Here is a 23,397-nt window from a genome sequence, read left to right as displayed (position 1 = left end):
CCGCTAGATTTACCTAGCCGACAGACAAGTCTTTTGAACGCTATCGGCACATCCGTTTGCACGCTGACACCTTACCTAATCGCGTGACGCACAACCTGAATAAATTGCATGCCCCCACGAAAACGCCACACTCTAATACTCCTCTGACGCAAAGGGCACGGATTAGAAAGCGTCTATCGAGACATCTATTCGCCATCATAAAAAGTAGGACCTTACTCACACAAATAACTCCATTTTGAGTTACGAGCACGGGAAATGTCTGACTTATTTCACAATGGTTTCCCCGCTACTGTTTTCCGCCAACGCCCAAGGACGAATAGGCAAATGGAAAACACATCATTCACAAACAAATTTTCAAACTACAAAAAACTAATTGAGCTGGCTGAAACAGACTGGCACTTTGCAAAGACAGGCAGAATATGCGAACTCAACGTCACCATCAAAAACAACAACTACCTGACCGACCAGCACGGACGTGAATTCCATCACTTCTGCACAACCTCATATCTCGGCCTTGATTATCATCAAGACATAATAGAGGGAGCGATTTGCGGAATAAGGGAGGCTAAAACCCTCCGAATTGCAAACTCAAAAAACCGATGCAAACTTGAAATCCTGGAACGGTACGAACAGGAGCTTTCGACTCTATTCGACTCCATCTGCTTGAGTACTTTATCGTGCAGTTCAGCCAGCTCGGGGCTACTCCCCTTGCTCGCCAGCGGAGTGCTTACAAATAACTGTTCGCCAACAATGGTTTTCGACAAGCATTCTCACTATTCCATGAACCATATCAAAGCCTCATGCGCTGATGAGACCGAAGTTAAAACAGCGCCACACAATGATCTTTCCTTCATTGAGGAATTATGTAAAAAACGAAAAAAGGTCGCCTATGTATGCGATGGAATATATAGCATGGGCGGAATTGCGGACATCGATGGGTTACTTTATTTGAAATCGCGTTACGGACTATTTCTTTACATGGACGACTCCCATGCGCTATCGGCATTCGGAGAGAGAGGAAGAGGTTTCATCCGGCCGCGCATACAAACGCTAGACGATCAGACGTTAATTGTAGCCTCTCTAGGTAAATCCTTTGGTGCTAGTGGGGGATTAATCATGTTTGGTAGCGAAAGACAAAAGAGCCTGATGCACCGATACGGAGGCCCTAGCAACTGGTCTCAAAGCCTAAATTCGGCAGCTATAGGTGCAGGACTAGCCTCAATAAAAATACATCAAACGGAAGAACTGTGTTCACTTCAAGAGAAACTCCTACTCAACATAAAATTATTTGACAGCCTGATACATACCGACCAATCCGGTACAGATGCTGCAATACGGCTGATCACCTGTGGCAAAGCGGAAAAAGCAAACACCCTCACCATTCATCTTGCGGAAAAAGGCTTTTTTACATCCTCCGTATTTTTCCCAGTGGTGCCAAGAGGAAAAGCTGCAATACGCGTCACTCTTCGAGCAGACATGGACCCTGCGACAATAATATTATTTTGCTCGTACCTCACCACTCTACTGAACAAGCACGAAATCAATAATTAACACTCACATCAGCTAAAAAACAACATTCACTTACTCGCATTGATTATTAACCCCTCTAAAAACCAGGCACCTGTGAACACCACGATAATCAGATAAGACGCATAACAATCCCCTTGAAACCTGGAGTGAAGGACAATACTTATTGAAAAATACCACCCCCCTAGCCCTCGCCTGCAGCGCCGCATTCCTTTCCCAAGTGGGCATCAGCAGCTACCTGCCGGCAGTCCCGGCCATCGCCCAGTCTCTACCGGCCGCCGAAGATCAGGTCGCCCTGGCCTTGGCAGCATATCTGGTGGGCATGGCACTTCCGATGTTGCTGTGGGGCAGCCTGGGCGAACGCTTTGGCAGAAAGCCGGTGTTGCTGGTGGCGCTGGCGGTGTATGCCTCGGCGAGTGTCGCGATTGCGTCGGCGTTCAATGTTGAGTCTTTTCTGGCACTGCGCCTGATTCAAGGCCTGGGCGCGGGCGGCATATCGGTGATGGCGCGAGTATTGGTGCGGGACAGTTTCAGCGGCACGCTGTTGGCCAAAGGCTTGTCGTGGTTGGGGATGACCTTTGTGATCGCCCTGGGCATCGGCCAATTCCTGGGTTCGCTGTTGCAGGCAGCATTTGGCTGGAAGGCGATCTTTTATAGCCTAGCGATCGGCGCCGTCATATTGATGCTGGTGTTGCCGCGCGTGATTTTTCCGACATTGGTGAAGGCCGATTCGTCGGCGTCAGCCTGGCGCATTTACACCCAGATTCTGCGACACCCCGCGTTCCTGCATGCAGCATTAGCGGGTGGGTTGGGTTATGCGGTGATCATTGCGTTCAACACCTGTGCGCCGATGATTCTGCTGGGGCGTTTCGACTGGAGTGCCGCGCAGTACGGCTGGCTGGGCTGGCCGATCAGCGGGGCGTATCTGGCGGGAGCGTTGATGGTCAATCGCTTCGTCGCGCACACGGGCCGTTTGATGATGATGGGCTGGGGCGTGGGGTTAGTGTTGCTCGGCACAGCGATCATGCTGCTTGGCAGTGTGTTTGCCAGCGGGCTCGCATTGCTGCTGTGGTTACCGTATTGCCTGGCGGTGCTGGGGCAATCAATGAGTTACCCCATCAGTTTGTCCGTGGCCAATGATGAGTCACCGATCAGCGGCTCCTACGCCATGGCGTTGAGCGGCTTTATGCATCAGTTGATAGCGGCATTGATCGGTGGTGTGGCAAGCCTGCTAGTGAGTCAGCAGGCATGGCCGTTGGCGCTGTTGTGCGTGGCCTTGGCGGGCGGCGCATGTGCGTGTGTCGCCTGCTGCCGGTCGGATCAGAACGCGCTGCGGAAAATCTCCTCAATCTGACGCTGATCAGCCCGGCGTGGGTTGGTCAGGCCGCAGGCGTCTTTCAACGCGTTGGTGGCCAGCAGCGGAATGTCCTGCAACTTGGCGCCCAGTTCGCGCAGGCCGGCGGGGATGTCGACGTCCTGGGACAGGGTACGGATGGCGGCGATGGCGGCTTGGGCGCCCTCTTCCGGCGAGTTGCCGTTGATGTCCGCACCCAGCGCACGGCCGACGTCGCTCAAGCGCTTGGCACTGACGCTGGCGTTGAAACTCTGCACATGGGGCAGCAATACCGCGTTGCACACGCCGTGGGGCAAGTCGTACAGGCCGCCCAGTTGGTGGGCCATGGCATGCACGAAACCCAGGGAGGCGTTGTTGAACGCCATGCCGGCGAGGAACTGCGCATAGGCCATGTTTTCCCGCGCGGCCTTGTCGGTGCCGTCGCGTACCGCCAGGCGCAGGTTGGCGCTGATCAGTTCGATGGCCTTGATCGCGCAGGCGTCGGTGATCGGCGTGGCGGCGGTGGATACGTAGGCTTCGATGGCGTGGGTCAGGGCGTCCATGCCGGTGGCGGCGGTGAGGCCCTTGGGCATGCCGACCATCAGCGACGGGTCGTTGACCGACAACAGCGGCGTGACGTTGCGGTCGACGATGGCCATTTTCACGTGACGGGTTTCGTCGGTGATGATGCAGAAACGGGTCATCTCGCTGGCGGTGCCGGCGGTGGTGTTGATGGCCACCAGCGGCAGTTGCGGCTTGCTCGATTGATCGACGCCTTCGTAGTCGCCGATATGCCCGCCATTGGTCGCGCACAGTGCGATGCCCTTGGCGCAGTCATGGGGCGAGCCGCCGCCCAGGGACACCACGAAATCACAGGCGCTCTGCTGCAACAGCGCGAGGCCTTTCTCGACGTTGTCCACATTGGGGTTGGGCTTGGCGCCGTCGTAGATCACCGAATCGATGTCCTGCATCGCCAGTTTCTCGGCGATCATGCTGGCCACGCCCGCCTTCGCCAGGCCGGCGTCGGTAACGATCAGGGCCTTGCGAAAACCGTAGTTGCGAATGGCGACCATCGCGTCGTCAAGGCAGTCAGTGCCCATGATGTTAACGGCGGGGATGAAGAAGGTACTGCTCATGGCGAATCCTCAGAGGCGTTATGCCGACAGCATCAACGTTCATCACAGGGCCCACCTTGATCAGGATCAACCCTCGCTCGTGATAAAGTCACCGACCCGCCGATTTCGAGTAGACCCGCCGCGATGAAGGATTTTCAGGATATTGACGCCCACCTTGAAGACTGGAGCGCACTGCGCAGCGCCATCGACTTCAGTGGAATTCTGATCGGCAACGGCGCCAGCCGAGCGATTTGGGAAGACTTTGCCTACGACTCGCTGTTCGAAAACGCACGCACCGTTGAAGAAAAACCCTTGAGCCAATCCGAGCTGAGCGTGTTCGACGCCCTGCAGACCCGCAGCTTCGAGCAGGCCCTGAGCGCGCTGAAGACCACCAGCCGGGTCAACAAAGCCCTGGCGGTCAGTTCGGCGGCGCCGCGCAATCGCTACTACGCGATCAAGGAAGCATTGATCAACACCATCCACGCCGTACACATCCCGTGGCGCCTGGTGCAGCCGTCGACATTGGCGACGATCAACGCGGAACTGGCCAGCTACTCCACGGTATTCACCAGCAACTACGACTTGCTCAACTACTGGGCGATCCTGCACGCCCCCGGCATCGACGACCTGTTCCGCAGCGCCGACGCCAGCTTCGACCTGCGCGACACCCGCACCGACGCCACGCGCATCCTTTACCTGCACGGCGGCCTGCACCTGGTGCGCAACCTCGACGGCACCGCACGCAAATTGCCGACCACCGACAGCACCCTGCTCAGCAGTTTTGCGATCAACAACACGATCAAGACCCTGGACGATGTGCCGTTGTTTGTCAGCGAGGGCAAGGTGGAAGAGAAGCTCAAGACCATCCGCAGCTCGGATTATCTGTCGTTCTGCTACGAGCAGTTACTCGGCCATGAAGGGGCGCTGTGCATCTTCGGCCACGACCTGGGAGCGCAGGATAAACACTTGGTGGATGCAATTCGCCAGGCCCGGGTGACGACCCTGGCGATCGCGGTATCGGGGCGCAGCGATGGGTTTATCCGCCAGCAGAAGCGGCGGTATTCGCAGTTGTTCGATGGCAGTGGCGTGGCGTTGAGATTCTTTGCCGCGCGCAGCCATGCGCTGGGGCATCCGGCACTGTCGGTGCCGGTCGAACGCTGAGGTCCTGAGCCGCTTGCGCAGGGTCAGTGTATTTGCCTGGAGACAAACGACAATAATTCTCGATATCATTCACGACTTTTCTACGTCGTGCTTCGCCAAGAAGGATATCCATGTCGCGTCCCAAATCCGACCCGCTGTCGGACGATGCCTTTCGCGGGTTTTATGCAGACATTCTGTATTTCCTGCGCAAGCGCACGGACAACGCCAGCGACGCGGCAGACATGACCCAGGATGTCTTCACCCAATGGCTGGACTACCGCGACCGGGCCAAGGTCGAGCAGCCACGGGCGTTTCTGTTCCAGATGGCGCGCAACCTGTTGCGCGATCACTGGCGCAAACAGAAGGTACGGCAGGCCGTCCACGCCGATCAGGTTGAAAGGGATGCCGAGCCGGTCATTGACGAGCACAACCCGCCGATGGCCGCCGCGCTTCGCCTGCAACGCCTGGAACAGTTGAAAGAAGTCCTCGCCGAACTCTCGCCGCGCAGGCGAGAAGCCCTTATGCTGCATCGCTTCGAAGGCTTGAGCCAGGCGCAGATCGCCGAGCGCATGGGTATTTCGACCAGCATGGTGGAAAAGCACATCGCTTTTGCCCTGCTGCATTGCAAGCGACGCCTTCAACCTGACCCCGGCACGGAGCAGCCAGCATGAACCGCCTGAGCGACATCGACGCCCCGGACATCGAAACGAGCGACGCCGTCGATGCCCAAGCCGCCAGCTGGTTTGCACGCAACCGCAACGCCACCGCACGCGCCGACCGCAAGGCCTTCGCCGCCTGGCAGGCGGTGCCGGCCCATGCCCAAGCCTATGCCGAGTTCGAACAACTGTGGGCCGACCTCGCCCAGTTGCAGCAACTGAACACGCCCGTGGCGCTGCCCAAGCGCACCGCCGTGATCTGGCGCCCGGCCCTGGCCGTGGCGGCCGCCCTGCTCTGCGCGGTACTGACCACGCCCCTCGGCGCGCCGCGCGAGTTGTATCACACCCAGGTCGCAGCCCACGCCAAGGGCATGCGTACCCTGAACCTGCCCGATGGCAGCCGCCTCTACGTGAATGCCAACACCCGCCTGCGCGTAGATTTCAGCGCCCACCAACGCATCGTTCACCTGGACAAGGGCCAGCTGTATATCGAAGTGGCGGCCGACAAGGAACGGCCGCTGTACGTGCAAGCCGGCGAAGCGACGGTGCGCGTGGTGGGCACCGCTTTCGATGTGCGACGTGGCCAGCAACAACTGGTGGTGAGTGTTGCCCACGGCCAGGTGGCGTTCGCGCCGGATGCGACCAAACCGGTCGCGTTGCTCGGCGCCCAGCAACGCGCCAGCTTCGACTACGCCAAGGGCACCGTGCAACAACAAACCCTCACCGCCGAGGAGGTTGCCGACTGGCGCAGCGGGCACTTGTCGTTCCGCAATCGCGAGCTGGCCAGCCTGATCGATGAGTTGAGTTTGTACCGTCCCCAACCCCCGCTGCAGGTGAGTCACGCCGTGGCGCACCTGAAGGTGTCAGGCAACCTGGATGTGCATGACCCGGATGCCTTGCTCAACGCCCTGCCCGCCTTGTTGCCGGTGAAAACCGTGACCTCGGCCGATGGCATTGTCCGGATCGAACCCCGAAAATAGCCCCGAAGCAGACACATGAGAATATTTTTCATTCGCATGTGTGGTTTTTTTCCTCGGCCCCGTCTTCCTCCTGATTGTGTTCGATCCGCACACCTTTTTGGCTGTTTGGCCACCCCGGGGGATTTCATGTTTCGCGCGCCTTGCCACGCTTCGCACCTGCTTTTTCGACCGAGTCTAATGGCGACATGCCTGGCCTTCAGCCTCAGCGCCCATGCGCAGTCGTTCACACTGCAACTGCCCGCCCAGGCGTTGGCCACGTCCCTGAGCCAGGTCGCGCAACAGGCGAAAATCCAGCTGCTGTTCGATGAAAAGCAGCTCAAGAACGTCCAGGCGCCGGCGCTCGACGGTGACTTCACCGCGGAAGTGGCGATTCGTACCCTGTTGAACAATGGCGCGTTCACCCTGATCAAGGTCGGCAGCACCTACGTCGTGCGCCCCGATGAGGGCAAGACCACCAGCAGCGGCGCGATCCAGCTGGACGCCTTGAGCGTGATCGGCACCGGCAATCAAGTCGACTCCAGCACCGTCGGCCGCTCGACCCTGAGCCAGGCGGACATCGACCGCTACCAGGCCAACAACATCCCCAGCCTGCTGCAGACGTTGCCTGGGATCAGCCAGGGCGGTTCGCTCAAACCCGGCGGCCAGACCATCAACATCCGCGGTTTCGGTGACGCCGAAGACGTCCCGCTGACCGTCGACGGCGCCACCAAGAGCGGCTTCGAGCGCTACCAGCAAGGCACGGTGTTCATCGAGCCCGAGCTGATCAAGAGCATCGAAGTGGAGAAAGGCCCCAACTCGCCGTTCAGCGGCAACGGCGGTTTTGGCGGCACGGTGAACATGACCACCAAGGATGCCCCGGACCTGCTCAAGGACGGCCGCAACAGCGGCGCGATGCTCAAGTACGGTTATTCCAGCAACGACCACGAACAGGTCTACAGCAGCGCCGTGTATGGCCGCACCGACGACGGCCGGTTCGACGCCCTGGCCTACCTGACCCAGCGCGACGGCGGCGACATGAAGGTGGCCGCCAAGTTGCCCAACGAGAACAACCAGTACCCGATCAACCCCCAGCGCCTGCCCAACACCGCCCAGGATGTGGACGGCAAGCTGTTCAAGGTCAACGCGCACTTCACCGATGAGCACAGTGTCGGCCTGTCTTACTCGAGCGCCCGCAGCAACCGGTGGACGCCGTTTTCCGCCGCGAGCTACCCGACGCCACCGACCCAGGCCAACATCGACCGCTACGGCTACGAAGGCGCGTTGAAACGTTTCCTGGCCAACCGCGACACGCTCGACACCACTTGGTCGGGCAAGTATGAATACCAGCCCCTGGACAACCCGCTGGTGGACCTGACCGTCAAATATTCACAGTCCGACACCCAGCAGACCGACGAGCGCGACGCCACCGCGTTTTTCCAGTTGGCCACCGGCGGGCGCAAGATGGACACGGCCTACACCGACAAGCATCTCGACATCCGCAACGTCAGCCTGTTCGACACCGGGCCGTTGCAACACGCACTGACAGTCGGCGGGCAAATCCGCAAGCACACCCGCGAAACCGAGATGTGGATGCCCGGCGCCACCTACAACACGCCGCGCTACAACTATGGGCATTTCCAGCCGAGCTTCATGCCCCATGGCAAGGTGGATACCAACAGCTTCTTCATCCAGGATGCGCTGACCCTGGGCGACGTGACCGTCACGCCATCGCTGCGCTACGACCATGTGCGCAACCGCGGCGAGGCCAACGATGCGCCGTACTACAGCAACCCCGACCCGGCCGTCGGCCACGACTACAGCGATCGCACCTACACCGGCTGGTCGCCGCGCCTGGCGCTGTTCTGGACCGTCACCCCGAACGTCGCCCTGTTCGCCAACTGGAGCCAGACCTGGCGCGCCCCGGTGATCGACGAACAGTACGAAGTGCAGGGCCTGGGCAGCCGCACCGCCACCAGCGTCGACCTCGACCCCGAGCGCATCACCTCGATCACCGTGGGCAACATCACCCGCTTCGACAACCTGATCGCCCAGGACGATAACCTGCAACTGCGCACCACCCTGTTCCACAACAAAGTCGAAGACGAAATCTTCAAGGCCACGGGCGTGGGCTGCCAGAACCAGGCTATCAACGGCGGCACCATCGCCACCGCGTGCCCGCCGGGGCCGAGGTCCAATTACCGCAACATCGGCGGCCTGACCATCAAGGGTTTCGAGCTGGAATCGTTCTATAACTCCACCTACCTGTTCGGCTCGGTGTCGTTCGCCTACGCCACCGGCAAGCACGAAGGCGCCTACACCAACCCATGGGGCCCGGATGTGTCGGCCCGCGACATTCCGCCGACCAAATGGGTGCTGGTCATGGGCACCCACATCCCGGCCTGGGATGCCCAGGTGGGATGGATGGGGCAATTCATCGGCGCGACCGATCGCCTGCCCAGCGATAAATACTCCGGCGGCCCCGGCTCCGGCGTCGGCGACTTGTTCTACGACCAGTACGGCAACAAGCGCTACAACACCCAGGGCCTGTTCGCCAAATGGGCGCCGCAACAGGCTTACCTGAAAGGCACCGAGGTGAACTTCACGGTGGACAACCTGTTCAACAACAACTTCCGTCCGGCGCTGAGCGGCGACCGTGCCTACACCAAGGGGCGCGACGCGAAGATCAGCGTGACACGGTTCTTCTGACAGCGGCCTAGCGGTTGCGCACCAGGCTCAACTCGGCCGTCGGTGTGCGCTGCTTGCTCAAGTAGCGGGTACAGCTGACGCGCAGAAACGAGGCAAAATTGACCACCTCGCCGCGGTAGTCCATGACTTCCTCGTACAGCTTGGTGATCAGTTGATTGGTGGTCATGCCATCCACGCTGGCGATTTCGCTGAGGATGTCCCAGAACTGGTTCTCCAGGCGCACAGTGGTGACGACGCCGCAGATGCGCAGGGAGCGCGAGCGAGACTCATAGAGAATCGGGTCGGCCTTGACGTACAGCTCGCACATGGCGATGACCTCCGTTGCTTACAAGGTGATTGTCGTGCCCAGCAGGCCGAGGAACCCGGCCAGCCAGCTTGGGTGCGCCGGCCAGGCCGGCGCCGTGGCCAGATTGCCTTGAACGTGGCTGTGGGTCACTGGAATATCGATGAACGAACCGCCCGCCAGGCGCACTTCCGGGGCACAGGCCGGGTAGGCACTGCACTCGCGACCGGCGAGGATACCGGCCGCCGCCAGCAGTTGCGCGCCATGGCACACCGCAGCAATCGGCTTGCCGGCTTGATCGAAGGCGCGCACCAGTCGCAGGACTTTTTCATTCAGGCGCAGGTATTCCGGCGCACGACCACCGGGCACCAGCAGCGCATCGTAGTCGGCGGCTTCGACCTGGGCGAAATCCGCATTCAGGGCGAACAGGTGACCGGGCTTTTCGCTGTAGGTCTGATCGCCTTCAAAGTCATGGATCGCGGTTCGCACGGTCTCGCCGGCCGACTTGTCGGGGCACACCGCGTGGACGATATGACCGACCATCAGCAGCGCCTGGAAGGGCACCATCACTTCATAGTCTTCGACATAATCGCCGACCAGCATCAGGATCTTTTTCGCAGCCATGGGGCATTCCTCCAGTTCAACGGTTGGGCAGACAAGAGTAGTCAAGATAGGCGCGTGCCGACGGGCCGGGTAATCCCCCGCTACTACAACTGTACGGATCAATCCGCACCCAGCTGTAGACCCCCGATTCGCGGAGGTTGTGGCTAGATGATCGTCCACTTCCGACCACTCGATTCCGGTTCCCGCCATGAACTCGCGCGAAAACACCGGCATGGCCCTCGGCCTGCTGGGCGTCATCATCTTCAGCCTGACCCTGCCCTTCACGCGTATCGTGGTGCAGGAAATCCACCCGCTGCTCAACGGTCTGGGCCGTGCGTTGTTCGCTGCGATCCCGGCGGCGGCGCTGTTGCTGTGGCGCCGCGAGCGCTGGCCGAGCTGGCGCCAGGTGCGCGGCCTGTGCCTGGTGATTGCCGGGGTGATCTTGGGCTTTCCGGTGTTGTCGGCGTGGGCCATGCAGACGCTGCCGGCGTCCCACGGCGCGTTGGTCAATGGCCTGCAACCGCTGTGCGTTGCGCTGTACGCCGCGTGGCTGTCCCACGAACGGCCGTCAAAAGCCTTCTGGGCCTGCGCCGCCTTGGGCAGCGCGCTGGTGCTGAGTTATGCGTTGATCAGCGGTGCCGGCAGTATTCAAGCGGGGGATCTGTTGATGCTCGGCGCGATTGCCGTGGGCGGCCTGGGTTATGCCGAAGGTGGGCGCTTGGCCAAGGAGATGGGCGGCTGGCAGGTGATCTGCTGGGCGCTGGTGCTGTCGACGCCGCTGTTGATCGGCCCGGTGGCTTACCTGGCGGTGCAGCATCAAGGCGCGATTTCCATGGGCACCTGGTGGGCGTTCGGTTATGTGTCGCTGTTCTCGCAGTTCCTGGGGTTCTTTGCGTGGTACGCCGGGTTGGCCATGGGCGGCATTGCGCGGGTCAGCCAGATTCAGCTGTTGCAGATCTTCTTCACCATCGCGTTTTCGGCGTTGTTCTTTGGTGAACACATCGAGCCGATCACCTGGCTGTTCGCCTGCGGGGTGATCGTGACGGTGATGCTGGGGCGCAAGACCGCGGTGCAGCCCGCGCCAATTACAAAGGCCAATGCGATTTAACGGTGGGAGGGGGCTTGCCCCCTCCCACATTGGCTTCGTGTTCAGCCGAGGTAACCGTCGGTACGCAACAGGGTTTCCAGGCAGTGCTCGGTGATGTGATAGAACTCCTTGAGCGCCTGAATCTTGTCCAGTAGCTGCGCGTTGTCCACCGGTTCGGCGCGTTTCACCGCAAGGATCATCTTGTTCTTGTTGGTGTGTTCCAGGGAGATGAACTCGAACACCTTGGTCTCATAACCGCAAGCCTCCAGGAACAAGGCGCGCAGGCTGTCGGTGACCATTTCCGCCTGCTGGCCCAGGTGCAAACCGTATTGCAGCATCGGCTTCAGCAGCACCGGGCTCTGGATCTGCAGGCGGATCTGTTTGTGGCAGCACGGCGAGCACATGATGATCGACGCGCCGGAACGGATACCGGTGTGGATCGCATAATCGGTGGCGATGTCGCAGGCATGCAGGGCGATCATCACGTCCAGCTCGCTGGGCGCGACGCTGCGCACGTCGCCGCAGGTGAACACCAGCCCCGGGTGTTCGAGGCGGACGGCGGCGGCGTTGCACAAGCTGACCATGTCTTCGCGCAGTTCAACACCGGTGACCTCGGCCTCGACATTGAGGGTGTTGCGCAGGTAGTCGTGGATGGCGAAAGTCAGGTAGCCCTTGCCCGAGCCGAAATCAGCGACGCGCACCGGTTGGTCCAGCCTCAGCGGGGACGCGATCAGCGCATGGCTGAACACTTCGATGAACTTGTTGATCTGCTTCCACTTGCGCGACATCGACGGGATCAGCGCGTGCTTGGCGTCGGTCACGCCCAGGTCGGCGAGGAACGGCCGGCTCAGGTCGAGGAAACGATTCTTCTCGCGGTTGTGCTCGGCCGACGGCGCCTCACGCAATTGCTGCGGCTTGCTTTTGAACAGCGAGCTTTTGTTCTTCTTGCTGTATTCCAGCTGGGCTTCGTCGGTCAGCGCGAGCAAGTGTGCGTTCTTGAACGAGGTCGGCAACAACTCGGCAATCGCCGCCACACCGTCGGCCACCGGGAGGTTCTTGGTGATGTCGCGGGTTTTGTAGCGGTAGACGAAGGACAGGCAGGGCTGCTCCTTGACCGTCACCGCCTTGATGATCAGCCGTTGCAGCTCGGCTTCCTCACCGACGTACTTGGCCAGCACCAGTTTGATAAAGGCGTTGTGCGCAAGGCTTGCGCTGAGCAGTTCGATGAACTGGGCGTGATGATCCGGCGCAGGGCGGGCAGGTTGAGCGGTGACGGACATGAACAAAAACGCCTCGGGCTGGGAATGCCGGGCATTTTAGGGGGGATGGGGGCTGAGGGCACGGGGTTATTTGATCAACGGTAAGATTGGGGGCCCCACCGCAGATCCAAATGTGGGAGGGGGCTTGCCCCCGATGGCAGTGTGTCAGTCAGCTCATCTGCAGCTGATGCACCGCTATCGGGGGCAAGCCCCCTCCCACATTGGGTTCGGCACTTGTTGGGTTATTCGAGCACGATCAGGCGATTGGGCAATTCATTGCGCGCGTGCGTCAGCGGCACATGCACCTTGAGCAACTCTCCGCTGGCTTCGATGCAGGCAATGAACCCGGCCAATGTCTGGCCCTGTTTCACCTGCTGGGTAAACGCCTTGACGATACCATCCCAACTGCTGTCATCCAGGCGTTTGGAAATCCCGTTATCCACCAGGATCTCCACATAGCGCTCGGCCTCGCTGACAAAAATCAACACCCCGGTGCCGCCCAGCGTGTGGTGCAGGTTCTGCTCGAGGAACTGACGCCGCGCCAGGTTCGACGCGCGCCAGTGGCGTACCGAGCGGGGGATCAAGCGGGTAGTGACTTTAGGCAGGCGAAACACCAGGCACAGCACGATGAATGTCGCCCACTGCGCCAACAACAAGGTGTACATGCTCAGGTAGCCCGAGAAGTAATGCACCACCCCCGGCACCACCAACGCGATCAGGCTGGCCCACAGCAACGGGATGTAGGCGTAATCGTCGGCACGCGCGGCCAGCACGGTCACCAGCTCGGCGTCGGTCTGTCGCTCGACCCGGGCGATCGCTTCGGCGACCTGGCGTTGTTCGTGTTCAGTCAGTAGTGCCATGGTTGTAAACGCTCGTTTTTAGTTATTGTCATCACCAGCCGCCCGAAGCCCCGCCACCGCCGAAACCGCCACCGCCGCCGCGAAAACCACCGCCACCGCCGCCGCCTCCCCCACCGCCACGGCCACTGCTGCTGAGAATCGCCAACAGGATCGCCCACACGGGCAGGCCCAGGCGATTGCACAGCCACAACACGCCGATCAGCAGGACGAACAAGCCGATGGAAAACCCCGGATTATCCTTGGCGAAGTTGGCATCCGCCACATGGGCCGGCACCGCCAGCGGCTCGCCGCCCACCACCTGGATCATCGCGGCGACGCCGTCGCTGATGCCCTGGCTGAACTTGCCGGCCTTGAACTTGGGCGCAATCACCTGATTGATGATCACCCACGACTGCGCATCGGTCAGCGTGCCTTCCAGGCCATAACCGACTTCGATGCGCAATTTGCGCTCATCGCGGGCGACGATCAACAGCGCACCGTTGTCCTTGCCCTTCTGGCCGATGCCCCACTGGCGCCCCAACTGATAACCATAGTCTTCAATCGGCACACCCTGCAGGTCAGGCACGGTGACCACCACAATCTGGTCGCCACGGCTTTGCTCCAGCGCCTGCAATTGCTGGGTCAACTGCTCGCGCACCGCCGGGTCGATCATCTGCGCGGTGTCCACCACCCGCCCGGTCAACGCCGGGAAGGTCAACGCCGCCTGGGCCATGCCCGCGCAGGCCAACAGCCACAGCGCCAGGCCTATCCGTAATAAACGCATCGACACCTCAATGCAGCTTTATTTGAACTTCACTTGCGGCGCTTTATCGGCATCGGCACTGGTGGCTTCAAACGTGGCGCGGATCGGCAGATCGCTGTACATCACGCTGTGCCACAGGCGCCCCGGGAACGTGCGGATCTCGGTGTTGTACGCCTGCACCGCCTGGATAAAGTCGCGACGCGCCACGGCGATACGGTTTTCCGTGCCTTCCAGTTGCGACTGCAGGGCCAGGAAGTTCTGGTTGGCCTTCAGGTCCGGGTAGCGCTCGGACACCACCATCAAGCGGCTGAGCGCACTGCTCAAACCGTCCTGGGCTTGCTGGAACTGCTTGAGTTTTTCCGGGTTGTCCAGGGTGCTGGCGTCGACCTGGATCGACGTGGCCTTGGCCCGCGCTTCAATCACTGCGGTGAGGGTGTCTTGTTCATGGGTTGCGTAACCCTTGACCACCTCCACCAGGTTGGGGATCAGGTCGGCACGCCGTTGATACTGGTTCTGCACCTGGCCCCAGGCCGCCTTGGCCTGTTCATCCAGGGTCGGAATGGTGTTGATGCCACAACCGCTCAGCACTGTGCTGATCAATAGCAAAGCCGCGGCCTTCAAGCCCCAGCGGTAACCTTGTGCTGCTTGCATGGTGTTTCTCCTGCCCAACCTTGATGGAATTTGACGACTCGCCCTATAAACCGCGCACATGGGGCATAATCCGCCCCCACTACTGGAATGCATCGAGCCAATCAGCTAAAAAGATGCCCAGCGCGATAAAGAGTTCAGAGTGTGCTGCATTTTTCTGAACGACACCCGAACAACAATAGACGCTCCCCACATTTTGGCCGATCAGCCTAACCGCTGTGCAGTGCGCCGAAAAAGGATATTCATGAAGAAGCTGTGTTTGCTCGGCCTTGTTGCCACTCTGGCCACCCACCCCGTCTGGGCAGAAACAAAGCCTGCTGCGCTTAAAGACAAGGACGCCTTCGTCAGCGACCTGCTCAAGCAGATGACCCTCGATGAAAAGATCGGCCAATTGCGCCTGATCAGCATCGGCCCGGAAATGCCCCGCGAGCTGATCCGCAAGGAAATCGCCGCCGGCCGCATCGGTGGCACCTTCAACTCCATCACCCGCCCGGAAAACCGTCCGATGCAGGACGCGGCCATGCGCAGCCGGTTGAAGATCCCGATGTTCTTCGCCTACGACGTGATCCACGGCCACCGCACGATTTTCCCGATCAGCCTGGCCCTGGCGTCCAGCTGGGACATGAACGCCATCGGCCGCTCCGGGCGCATTGCCGCCCAGGAAGCCGCAGCCGACAGCCTCGACATCACCTTTGCGCCGATGGTCGACATCTCCCGCGACCCGCGCTGGGGCCGCACCTCCGAAGGCTTCGGTGAAGACACCTACCTGGTGTCGCGCATCGCCGAAGTGATGGTCAAGGCCTTCCAGGGCAGCAGCGCGGCGAATGCCGACAGCATCATGGCCAGCGTCAAGCACTTCGCCCTGTACGGTGCGGTGGAAGGCGGTCGCGACTACAACGTGGTCGACATGAGCCCGGTCAAGATGTACCAGGACTACCTGCCGCCGTACCACGCGGCGATCAAGGCCGGTGCCGGCGGTGTGATGGTCGCGCTCAACTCGATCAACGGCGTGCCCGCCACCGCCAACACCTGGCTGATGAACGACCTGTTGCGCAAGGACTGGGGCTTCAAGGGCCTGGCCGTCAGCGACCACGGCGCGATCTTCGAGCTGATCAAGCACGGCGTGGCCAAGGACGGGCGTGAAGCCGCCAAGCTGGCGATCAAGGCCGGCATCGACATGAGCATGAACGACTCGCTGTATGGCAAGGAATTGCCGGGGCTGCTCAAGTCCGGCGAGATCGAGCAGAGCGACATCGACAACGCCGTGCGTGAAGTGCTCGGCGCCAAGTACGACATGGGCCTGTTCAAAGCCCCGTACCTGCGCATCGGCAAGGCCGAGGACGACCCGGCCGACACCTACGCCGAAAGCCGTCTGCACCGCGCCGATGCACGAGACATAGCACGCCGCAGCATGGTCCTGCTGAAGAACCAGAACGACACCCTGCCGCTGAAAAAATCCGCGACCATCGCCCTGGTCGGCCCACTGGCCAAGGCCCCCATCGACATGATGGGCAGCTGGGCCGCCGCCGGTAAGCCGGCACAATCGGTGACCCTGCTCGACGGCCTCAACGCGGTGATCGGTGAAAAGGGCAAGATCATCTATGCCCGTGGCGCCAACATCACCAACGACAAGGCCGTGGTCGACTACCTCAACTTCCTCAACTTCGATGCCCCGGAAGTGGTGGATGACACCCGCCCGGCCCAGGTGATGATCGACGAAGCGGTCAAGGCCGCCAAGGATGCCGACGTGGTGGTCGCCGCCGTGGGCGAGTCCCGTGGCATGTCCCACGAATCGTCCAGCCGCACCGACCTGAACATCCCACAAAGCCAGCGCGACCTGATCAAGGCCCTCAAAGCCACCGGCAAGCCACTGGTGCTGGTGCTGATGAACGGCCGTCCGCTGTCGATTCTCGAAGAAAACCAGCAAGCCGACGCGATCCTGGAAACCTGGTTCGCCGGCACCGAAGGCGGCAACGCCATCGCCGACGTGCTGTTCGGTGACTACAACCCGTCGGGCAAGCTGCCGATCACGTTCCCACGTTCGGTGGGGCAGATTCCGACCTACTACAACCACCTGACCATCGGCCGGCCGTTTACCCCAGGCAAGCCGGGCAACTACACCTCGCAGTACTTCGATGACACCACCGGGCCGCTGTTCCCGTTCGGCTATGGCTTGAGCTACACCACGTTCAGCCTGTCGGACATGGCGCTGTCGTCCACCACCCTGAACAAGAGCGGTAAGCTCGACGCCAGCGTCACCGTGAAAAACACCGGTAAGGTCGACGGCGAAACCGTGGTGCAGCTGTATATCCAGGACGTGGCCGGCTCGATGATCCGCCCGATCAAGGAGCTGAAGAACTTCCAGAAAGTCATGCTCAAGGCTGGCGAAGAGCGCACGTTGCACTTCACCATTACCGAAGAGGACTTGAAGTTCTACAACAGCCAGCTCAAGTTCGCGGCGGAACCGGGTGAGTTCAATGTGCAGATCGGCTTGGACTCCCAGGATGTGCAGCAGCAGACCTTCGAGCTGCTCTAACGCCCGCCCCCGCCCTCTGTAGGAGCGAGCTTGCTCGCGAAGACCGTTAACGATGACGCGCTCATGCTGAATGAACGCGTTGTTCTCAGGTTTTTCGCGAGCAAGCTCGCTCCTACAGTTAAGCGAATTGAGCGAATTAAGCGCGTTGAGCGAGTTGAGCGCGTTGGGTGAGTTGGGCGCGTCAGTCGCGTCGATTGAGCAGGTTCACCACCAACCGATCGATCCACCCCCACACCCGCTGCTTCACCCGCCGCCATAACGGCCGCGACTTCCACGCCTCCAGGCTCACCGCCTGGCTCTGGGCAAAATCCCGTTCGAAACTGCCGGCCACGGCCAGCGTCAGCGCAGGGTCCAACGCTTCGAGGTTGGCTTCCAGGTTGAAGCGCAAATTCCAGTGGTCGAAGTTGCACGAGCCGATGCTGACCCAATCGTCCACCAAGACCATCTTCAGGTGCAGGAAGCACGGCTGGTATTCAAATATCTGCACGCCCGAGCGCAGCAAACGCGGGTAATAACGGTGCCCGGCGTAGCGCACGGACGGGTGATCGGTACGCGGGCCGGTCAGCAGCAAGCGCACGTCCACGCCGCGCCCCGCCGCCCGGCGCAAGGCCCGACGCACGCCCCAGGTGGGCAGGAAATACGGGGTCGCCAACCAGATGCGCCGGTGGCCGCTGCTCAGCGCGCGGATCAGCGAGTGCAGAATATCGCGGTGTTGGCGCGCGTCGGCATAGGCAACACGGCCGAGACCAGACCCGGTCGGCGGTACTTTGGGCAAGTGCGGCAAGCCGAAATGGGTGGCCGGTTTCCAGGCGCGGCGGTCGTCGTTGGCCAACCATTGCCGGTCGAACAGCGCTTGCCAGTCGAGCACCAGCGGGCCGTCGATCTGCACCATCACTTCATGCCAGTCGGCGCTGTCCTGCCCCGGTGTCCAGAACTCATCGGTGACGCCGGTGCCGCCGACCACGGCGATGCCTTGATCGACCAGCAATAATTTGCGGTGGTCGCGGTACAGGTTGCCCATCCAGCGCCGCCATTCCAGGCGATTGTAAAAACGCAGTTCCACACCGGCGTCGGTCAGGCGCTTACGCAACCCGAGGGTGAACGCCAGGCTGCCGTAATCATCGAACAGGCAGCGCACCCGCACGCCCCGCTCAGCCGCCTGCGCCAGCGCCTGCACCAAGACTTCGGCGCAGGCGCCGGCTTCCACCAGGTATAACTCCAGATCCACCTGATGCTCTGCCCGGGCAATGTCCACCAGCATTTGCGGGAAAAAGCTCGGCCCGTCGATCAACAACTCGAAACGGTTGGCGCTGCGCCACGGGAACACTGCGCCGCTCATGTCAGCGCGCCGTAAAGATCAGTACCGCACCCACCGGCACCGCCAAACTGATCGACGCCAGCCCAGCCGCGTTGCGCAACGCCGTCACACCCGGCACCAGCTCAAAATCCTCGGCGCGCAACACCAGCGGTTCCAGGGTCACCACCTGGAAACGCCGATCATCCAGGCGCGTGGCCAGCAGCTCGGCGTTGTAGGTGTGGGTCTTGCCATGCAGCGTGACGCTCAATGGCAGGCGCAACTCCAACTGCGCGCCGGGGGCCAGGTCGTTGATCGGTTGCAGGTTGATCTGCGTGCTGATCAGCGCTTCGGGGAAGGTCTTGATCTCGAACAGTTGATTGCGCATGCGCTCATCGCGCAGCGGGATGCCGCTGTTGACCGACTCCAACTCCACTTCCACCTGCGCCGCACCGTTGCGGTCGACCTTGCCGTGCAGCACCAGGAAGCGCTGCACCTCGGCAATCTCGGTGTTTTTGGTGGTGACGAACGACAGCCGCGAGGACTCGTTGTCCAGGTACCAGTCCGCGTGGGCAGGCACGGCGGCGGCGGCCAGCAGGGCGAAGGCCAGGGGTTTGATGACAGACGCGTTGAACATTAAAGACTCGTGGGGCGGAAAACCTGAACGAACCTTAACTGTGCCGCCTGCCGGGCGCAATGTAGCTGACAAAGCCGCCCCCACCTCGGAGATGACGTGTCAGGGGTTGAGGCGGCAGCCCTGATGTTCGCCCAACCATCTGGCCGTATGGGTACGCCCCAATCCACTGGCGCTGACTTCACTGCGCTCCGGGTCATCGGTGAACGCACTGATCGGCACGTACTGCTTCACATACCCCCGGCAATACTCGGCGGGATTATTCTGCACATACCGGCACGAGCAGTACTCCTTGGCCGTATACGCCGCGATGATGTCGGGGAAGGCTTGCAGGTTGACGCGCTCGTGCCAGCCCCAGCCCAGCACGGCGAGCAACAGCAGCAGGAAAAGACTGGTAAACGGCCGACGACGGATCATGGCTGCACCGCCGCCAGCACGCGTTTGAGCAGTTCGTTGTGGCGGTAGCTGTCGTCGCGGTCATCGCCGTAGCGCACGATCACCAGATGTTCGTCGGGCATGACATACAGCGCCTGGCCCCAGTGGCCGAGGGCGGCGAAGGTGTCGGCGGGGGCGTCGGGCCAGGGTCTTGGGGCGCCCTGCACGGCGCGGTTGAGCCACCAATGGCCGCCGGGCACGGCTTCGTCCTGGCCGGCCTTGTAGTGATCGAACGGTTGCCGATTGAAATCGACCCAGGCTTTCGGTACCAGTTGTTGCTCCCGCCAGCGACCGTCGCGCGCCATCAGCAGGCCGACGCGCGCCAGGTCGCGGGCGGTGAGGTAGGCGTAGGACGAGGCGACGAAGGTTTCATCGGCATCGGTTTCCCAAGTGGCGTTATGAATGCCCAGCGGCTTGAACAGCGCATCCCACGGGTAACTCATGTAGGCCTTGTGGCCGAGCATGCCCTTGAGCGCGGCGGAGAGCAGGTTGCTGTCGCCGCTGGAATAACGGAAGGCCTCGCCCGGCGCGCGGGCGGTGTGCATGCCGGCGACGAACTCCGCCATGTCGGCGCGGCCGCGGGTGTAGAGCATCGCGACGACCGAGGATTTCAGCGGGGCATATTCGTAATCTTCCTGCCAATCGAGGCCCGAGGCCCAGTGCAGCAGGTCGGCCATCGTCACGCTTGGATGCTGTTTCATCGGCGGGTAGAAACGTGCGACGGGGTCGCTCAATTTGAAGCGGCTTTCGCCGTAGGCCACGCCCAGCACGGTGGCCATCAGGCTTTTGCTGACCGACCAGGTCAGGTGCGGCGTGCTCGCGGTGGTGGGCATGGCGTAGCGCTCGTAGATGACTTCGCCATCGCGGATCACCAGCAGCGCGTCGGTACGGATGCCTTGGCGCGTGGCGTCGTCACGCCGGGGAAACGCGTAGGCATTCAGGGCATCGACAGCGGGACCTTCGATCGGCGTGCCCTTGGCCCAGTCTTTGTCAGGCCAGGTTTCGGCGCGGGTGGTGACGGTGGCTAACAACAGGGCAACGCACAACAAGCCTCTGACCATGGACACGAACTCAAGGGGGCATTCAAGCCCGCGAGCCTAGCCGAGGCCGATGACAGATTGGCGACATAAGTGCCTGTCATCTAAGCGTCACCGTAACTTCATGGAGATGACACCGAGCCTACATAGCCTGAGTTTGGACAAACAAGTCGACCGGCCGGAACGTGGCTGGCACTCGGAGATTCGCCATGACTCAGATCGCCCGCATCAGCGACACCGGCAATGAACGCCGTCTGCAAGCCGAACGCCTGATCGGCGCCCAGGCTTTGCAAGAAGCCCAGGCCCTGCGGTTCAACGTGTTCAGCGGCGAGTTCAACGCCAAGCTGAAAGGCGCGGAACTGGGCCTGGACATGGATGACTATGATGTTCACTGCAGCCACATCGGCGTGCGGGATTTGAACAGCGGTCGACTGGTGGCCACCACCCGTTTGCTCGATCACCAGGCCGCCAGCACCCTGGGCCGGTTCTACAGCGAAGAAGAATTCAGCCTGCATGGCCTGCTGCACTTGCAGGGCCCGATCCTGGAAATCGGCCGCACCTGCGTCGACCCGGCCTACCGCAACGGCGGCACCATTGCAGTGCTGTGGGGCGAGTTGGCCGAAGTGCTCAACGAGGGCTGCTACAGCTACCTGATGGGTTGCGCGAGCATCCCGATGCACGATGGCGGCATCCAGGCCCACGCGATCATGCAGCGCCTGCGCGAACGCTACCTGTGCAACGAACACCTGCGCGCCGAGCCGAAAAAACCGCTGCCGGCGCTGGACCTGCCGTCCAACGTCATCGCGGAAATGCCGCCGCTGCTCAAGGCGTATATGCGCCTGGGCGCGAAGATCTGCGGCGAGCCGTGCTGGGATGAAGATTTCCAGGTGGCCGACGTGTTCATTCTGCTCAAGCGCGATGAGCTGTGCCCGCGTTATGCGCGCCACTTCAAGGCGGCCATGTGATGGGCCGCGTGCGCGTGTACGCGCGGATCGCCCGGGTACTGTTGGTGGTGGCGCTGGGCTTGAGCATGGCCAGTGTGTTCGGTGTGTTCGAGCGCCTGGGGGTGGCCAACTCGATGGTGCGCCGTCAGCGTTGGTCGCGGTTCTTTATGTCGCGGCTGACCAACGCCCTGCCCTTTCGCGTGACGGTACACGGTGAATTGCCGCAGACACCGATGCTGTGGGTGAGCAATCACGTGTCCTGGACCGACATCCCGCTGCTGGGCATGGTCACGCCGATGTCGTTCTTGTCCAAGGCCGAAGTCCGCACCTGGCCGGTGGCCGGCTGGTTGGCGGCGAAGGCCGGCAGCCTGTTTATTCGCCGCGGTTCAGGCGACAGCCAACTGATCCGCAAACAGATGACCCGTCACCTGGAGCAGCAACACCCGCTGCTGATGTTCCCCGAAGGCACCACCACCGACGGGCGCAGCCTGCGCACCTTTCACGGGCGCCTGCTGGCCAGTGCGATCGAGGCGGATGTGTCGCTGCAACCGGTGGCGATCCGGTATCTGCGCGATGGGCAAGTGGACCCGCTGGCGCCGTTCATTGGCGATGACGATTTGCTCTCGCACCTGATGCGCCTGTTTGCCAACGACCAGGGCGATGTGGAAATCCATGTGCTCACGCCGATTGCCTGTGCCGGGCAGGAACGCGCGGCGCTGGCGTTCCAGGCGCAGCAGGCGGTGCAGAAGGCGTTGTTCGGGCCGCTGCCGGAAGCAGAGCAGATTGCGGTTCGGCCGGCATTCGCAGCCTGAAGCGAGCACAGTCAACAATGTGGGAGGGGGCTTGCCCCCGATGGCGGTGTGTCAGTCAATGCATGTGCTGACTGAACCACCGCCATCGGGAGCAAGCTCCCTCCCACATTTAGATCTCAGTGGTCAGTTGGGTTTGTGCAAATTTTTGCAACTCTGGATAGAACAGCCGGAAGTCTTCACTCAACGGTTCGTATAACGTGCGCAATTCCTGCATCGCATGGCCCAGTTCCTCAGGCTGCGTCAGGCGCCGCGAGATCCCCCGCAATACCGGCTCCATCACCGCGAACTCGCGGTATGAGCCCAGCCAATCATCCGCCGCCATGTACGGCGCAATCTGCGCCAGCCGCCCCGGCAACTGCGGTTCGGCCGCCAGCACGCGGTACACCTGGGAGGTGAAGTGTTCCAGGGGCTGCTCGGCATACAGCGCCCAATCCCGCGCCAGGCAGTGATCGAAAAACACATCGAGGACGATCCCGGCATAACGCCGGCGCGTCAGGCTAAAGCGCGACAACGCTTCGCCGACCTGCGGATGGCTGTCGGTGAAACGGTCGATGGAACGATGCAACTGGATGGCCGCTTCGATCGGCGGGCTGAACTGGCCTTGCAGGCGACCTTTGACGAAGTCGCCATACAGGCTGCCCAGCAGTTGCGCAGGAAGTTGGCCGCCCAGGTGCAGATGTGCGAGATAATTCATGGTGTGCAGTCTATCACTGCCGTCAACGCATCGTTATAACCCGATATACCGATTCAGTCTGGCCTAAGACCGAAATCATATTGGAATATCGGG

General features: G+C 61.3%; 22 protein-coding genes. 10 read left to right on the top strand and 12 right to left on the bottom strand.

Features of this window, described 5'->3' with window-relative positions; all coding sequences use genetic code 11:
• Positions 1-324 precede the first annotated feature (324 nt).
• Positions 325-1,551, top strand: a complete 1,227-nt coding sequence (locus C8K66_RS23025; protein WP_079443023.1) for an aminotransferase class I/II-fold pyridoxal phosphate-dependent enzyme — start codon at positions 325-327, stop codon at positions 1,549-1,551.
• A 142-nt stretch (positions 1,552-1,693) separates the two neighbouring features.
• Entirely contained in the window at positions 1,694-2,881 is a 1,188-nt protein-coding gene (locus C8K66_RS23020; protein WP_108526019.1) for an MFS transporter, read from the top strand.
• Here C8K66_RS23020 and yiaY read toward each other — a convergent pair.
• Positions 2,848-3,996, bottom strand: a complete 1,149-nt coding sequence (yiaY, locus tag C8K66_RS23015; protein ID WP_017844859.1) for an L-threonine dehydrogenase — start codon at positions 3,994-3,996, stop codon at positions 2,848-2,850. The two genes, C8K66_RS23020 and yiaY, sit on opposite strands and share 34 nt — an antisense overlap.
• A 123-nt stretch (positions 3,997-4,119) precedes the next feature.
• Between yiaY and C8K66_RS23010 the strand changes: the two genes are divergently transcribed.
• The 4 genes from C8K66_RS23010 (at position 4,120) to C8K66_RS22995 (ending at position 9,436) form a co-directional block, all read left to right on the top strand.
• Entirely contained in the window at positions 4,120-5,136 is a 1,017-nt protein-coding gene (locus C8K66_RS23010; protein WP_079443021.1) for a DUF4917 family protein, read from the top strand.
• Positions 5,137-5,246: 110 nt separating this feature from the next.
• The gene (locus tag C8K66_RS23005; protein WP_017844857.1) at positions 5,247-5,786 is read left to right on the top strand and encodes an RNA polymerase sigma factor; all 540 of its coding nucleotides are present in this window, start codon (positions 5,247-5,249) and stop codon (positions 5,784-5,786) included.
• On the top strand, positions 5,783-6,751 hold the full coding sequence (locus C8K66_RS23000) for a FecR domain-containing protein (protein WP_057004757.1): 969 nt from the start codon (positions 5,783-5,785) through the stop codon (positions 6,749-6,751). The genes C8K66_RS23005 and C8K66_RS23000 overlap by 4 nt, the downstream gene beginning before the upstream one ends.
• A 126-nt stretch (positions 6,752-6,877) precedes the next feature.
• Positions 6,878-9,436, top strand: a complete 2,559-nt coding sequence (locus C8K66_RS22995; protein WP_057004756.1) for a TonB-dependent receptor — start codon at positions 6,878-6,880, stop codon at positions 9,434-9,436.
• A 7-nt stretch (positions 9,437-9,443) separates the two neighbouring features.
• On the opposite strand, the gene C8K66_RS22990 is transcribed toward C8K66_RS22995, so the two are convergent.
• Together C8K66_RS22990 and C8K66_RS22985 are read right to left on the bottom strand one after the other, a co-directional pair.
• Positions 9,444-9,743: a ribbon-helix-helix domain-containing protein gene (locus C8K66_RS22990; RefSeq protein ID WP_017844854.1), complete on the bottom strand. Its 300-nt coding sequence runs from the start codon at positions 9,741-9,743 to the stop codon at positions 9,444-9,446.
• A gap of 18 nt (positions 9,744-9,761) precedes the next feature.
• Positions 9,762-10,343 (bottom strand): DJ-1/PfpI family protein, encoded by a 582-nt coding sequence (locus C8K66_RS22985; RefSeq protein ID WP_102618437.1) that lies wholly within the window; start codon positions 10,341-10,343, stop codon positions 9,762-9,764.
• 187 nt (positions 10,344-10,530) lie between these two features.
• Here C8K66_RS22985 and C8K66_RS22980 point away from each other — a divergent pair, with 187 nt between their 5' ends.
• Complete coding sequence (locus C8K66_RS22980; protein ID WP_017844852.1) at positions 10,531-11,430, top strand: DMT family transporter; 900 nt, start codon at positions 10,531-10,533, stop codon at positions 11,428-11,430.
• Between the two features lie 41 nt (positions 11,431-11,471).
• On the opposite strand, the gene C8K66_RS22975 is transcribed toward C8K66_RS22980, so the two are convergent.
• The 4 genes from C8K66_RS22975 to C8K66_RS22960 form a co-directional block, all read right to left on the bottom strand.
• Positions 11,472-12,689, bottom strand: a complete 1,218-nt coding sequence (locus C8K66_RS22975; protein WP_108526017.1) for an SAM-dependent methyltransferase — start codon at positions 12,687-12,689, stop codon at positions 11,472-11,474.
• 221 nt (positions 12,690-12,910) lie between these two features.
• Positions 12,911-13,528 carry a TPM domain-containing protein gene (locus tag C8K66_RS22970; protein WP_108526015.1) on the bottom strand — a complete coding sequence of 206 codons (618 nt, stop codon included), beginning with the start codon at positions 13,526-13,528 and terminating at the stop codon, positions 12,911-12,913.
• Between the two features lie 31 nt (positions 13,529-13,559).
• Entirely contained in the window at positions 13,560-14,291 is a 732-nt protein-coding gene (locus C8K66_RS22965; protein ID WP_108526013.1) for a YgcG family protein, read from the bottom strand.
• An 18-nt stretch (positions 14,292-14,309) separates the two neighbouring features.
• Positions 14,310-14,921 (bottom strand): LemA family protein, encoded by a 612-nt coding sequence (locus tag C8K66_RS22960; RefSeq protein ID WP_046384408.1) that lies wholly within the window; start codon positions 14,919-14,921, stop codon positions 14,310-14,312.
• A gap of 241 nt (positions 14,922-15,162) precedes the next feature.
• Here C8K66_RS22960 and bglX point away from each other — a divergent pair, with 241 nt between their 5' ends.
• Positions 15,163-17,454, top strand: a complete 2,292-nt coding sequence (gene bglX, locus C8K66_RS22955; RefSeq protein WP_108526011.1) for a beta-glucosidase BglX — start codon at positions 15,163-15,165, stop codon at positions 17,452-17,454.
• 181 nt (positions 17,455-17,635) lie between these two features.
• Here bglX and C8K66_RS22950 read toward each other — a convergent pair whose 3' ends face one another.
• From C8K66_RS22950 to C8K66_RS22935, 4 genes are all read right to left on the bottom strand, one after another.
• Positions 17,636-18,793, bottom strand: coding sequence for a phosphatidylserine/phosphatidylglycerophosphate/cardiolipin synthase family protein (locus C8K66_RS22950; protein ID WP_057004751.1), 1,158 nt, complete (start codon positions 18,791-18,793; stop codon positions 17,636-17,638).
• Between the two features lies 1 nt (position 18,794).
• A complete protein-coding gene (locus C8K66_RS22945) occupies positions 18,795-19,385 on the bottom strand; it encodes a YceI family protein (protein ID WP_017844844.1) in 591 nt (196 codons plus the stop codon).
• Positions 19,386-19,484: 99 nt separating this feature from the next.
• Positions 19,485-19,799: a hypothetical protein gene (locus tag C8K66_RS22940; protein ID WP_017844843.1), complete on the bottom strand. Its 315-nt coding sequence runs from the start codon at positions 19,797-19,799 to the stop codon at positions 19,485-19,487.
• The gene (locus C8K66_RS22935; RefSeq protein ID WP_108526009.1) at positions 19,796-20,878 is read right to left on the bottom strand and encodes a serine hydrolase; all 1,083 of its coding nucleotides are present in this window, start codon (positions 20,876-20,878) and stop codon (positions 19,796-19,798) included. Before C8K66_RS22935 ends, C8K66_RS22940 begins: the two co-directional genes overlap by 4 nt.
• 185 nt (positions 20,879-21,063) lie before the next feature.
• Between C8K66_RS22935 and olsB the strand changes: the two genes are divergently transcribed.
• Together olsB and C8K66_RS22925 are read left to right on the top strand one after the other, a co-directional pair.
• The gene (olsB, locus tag C8K66_RS22930; protein WP_017844841.1) at positions 21,064-21,819 is read left to right on the top strand and encodes an L-ornithine N(alpha)-acyltransferase; all 756 of its coding nucleotides are present in this window, start codon (positions 21,064-21,066) and stop codon (positions 21,817-21,819) included.
• Positions 21,819-22,610 (top strand): 1-acyl-sn-glycerol-3-phosphate acyltransferase, encoded by a 792-nt coding sequence (locus C8K66_RS22925; protein WP_057004749.1) that lies wholly within the window; start codon positions 21,819-21,821, stop codon positions 22,608-22,610. Before olsB ends, C8K66_RS22925 begins: the two co-directional genes overlap by 1 nt.
• 109 nt (positions 22,611-22,719) lie before the next feature.
• Here C8K66_RS22925 and C8K66_RS22920 read toward each other — a convergent pair whose 3' ends face one another.
• Positions 22,720-23,304 (bottom strand): ACP phosphodiesterase, encoded by a 585-nt coding sequence (locus C8K66_RS22920; RefSeq protein WP_017844839.1) that lies wholly within the window; start codon positions 23,302-23,304, stop codon positions 22,720-22,722.
• Positions 23,305-23,397 lie beyond the last annotated feature (93 nt).

It is taken from the genome of Pseudomonas sp. GV105 (assembly GCF_003058185.1).
GTDB lineage: Bacteria > Pseudomonadota > Gammaproteobacteria > Pseudomonadales > Pseudomonadaceae > Aquipseudomonas > Aquipseudomonas veronii.
This window is presented reverse-complemented; position numbering and strand designations above follow the sequence as displayed.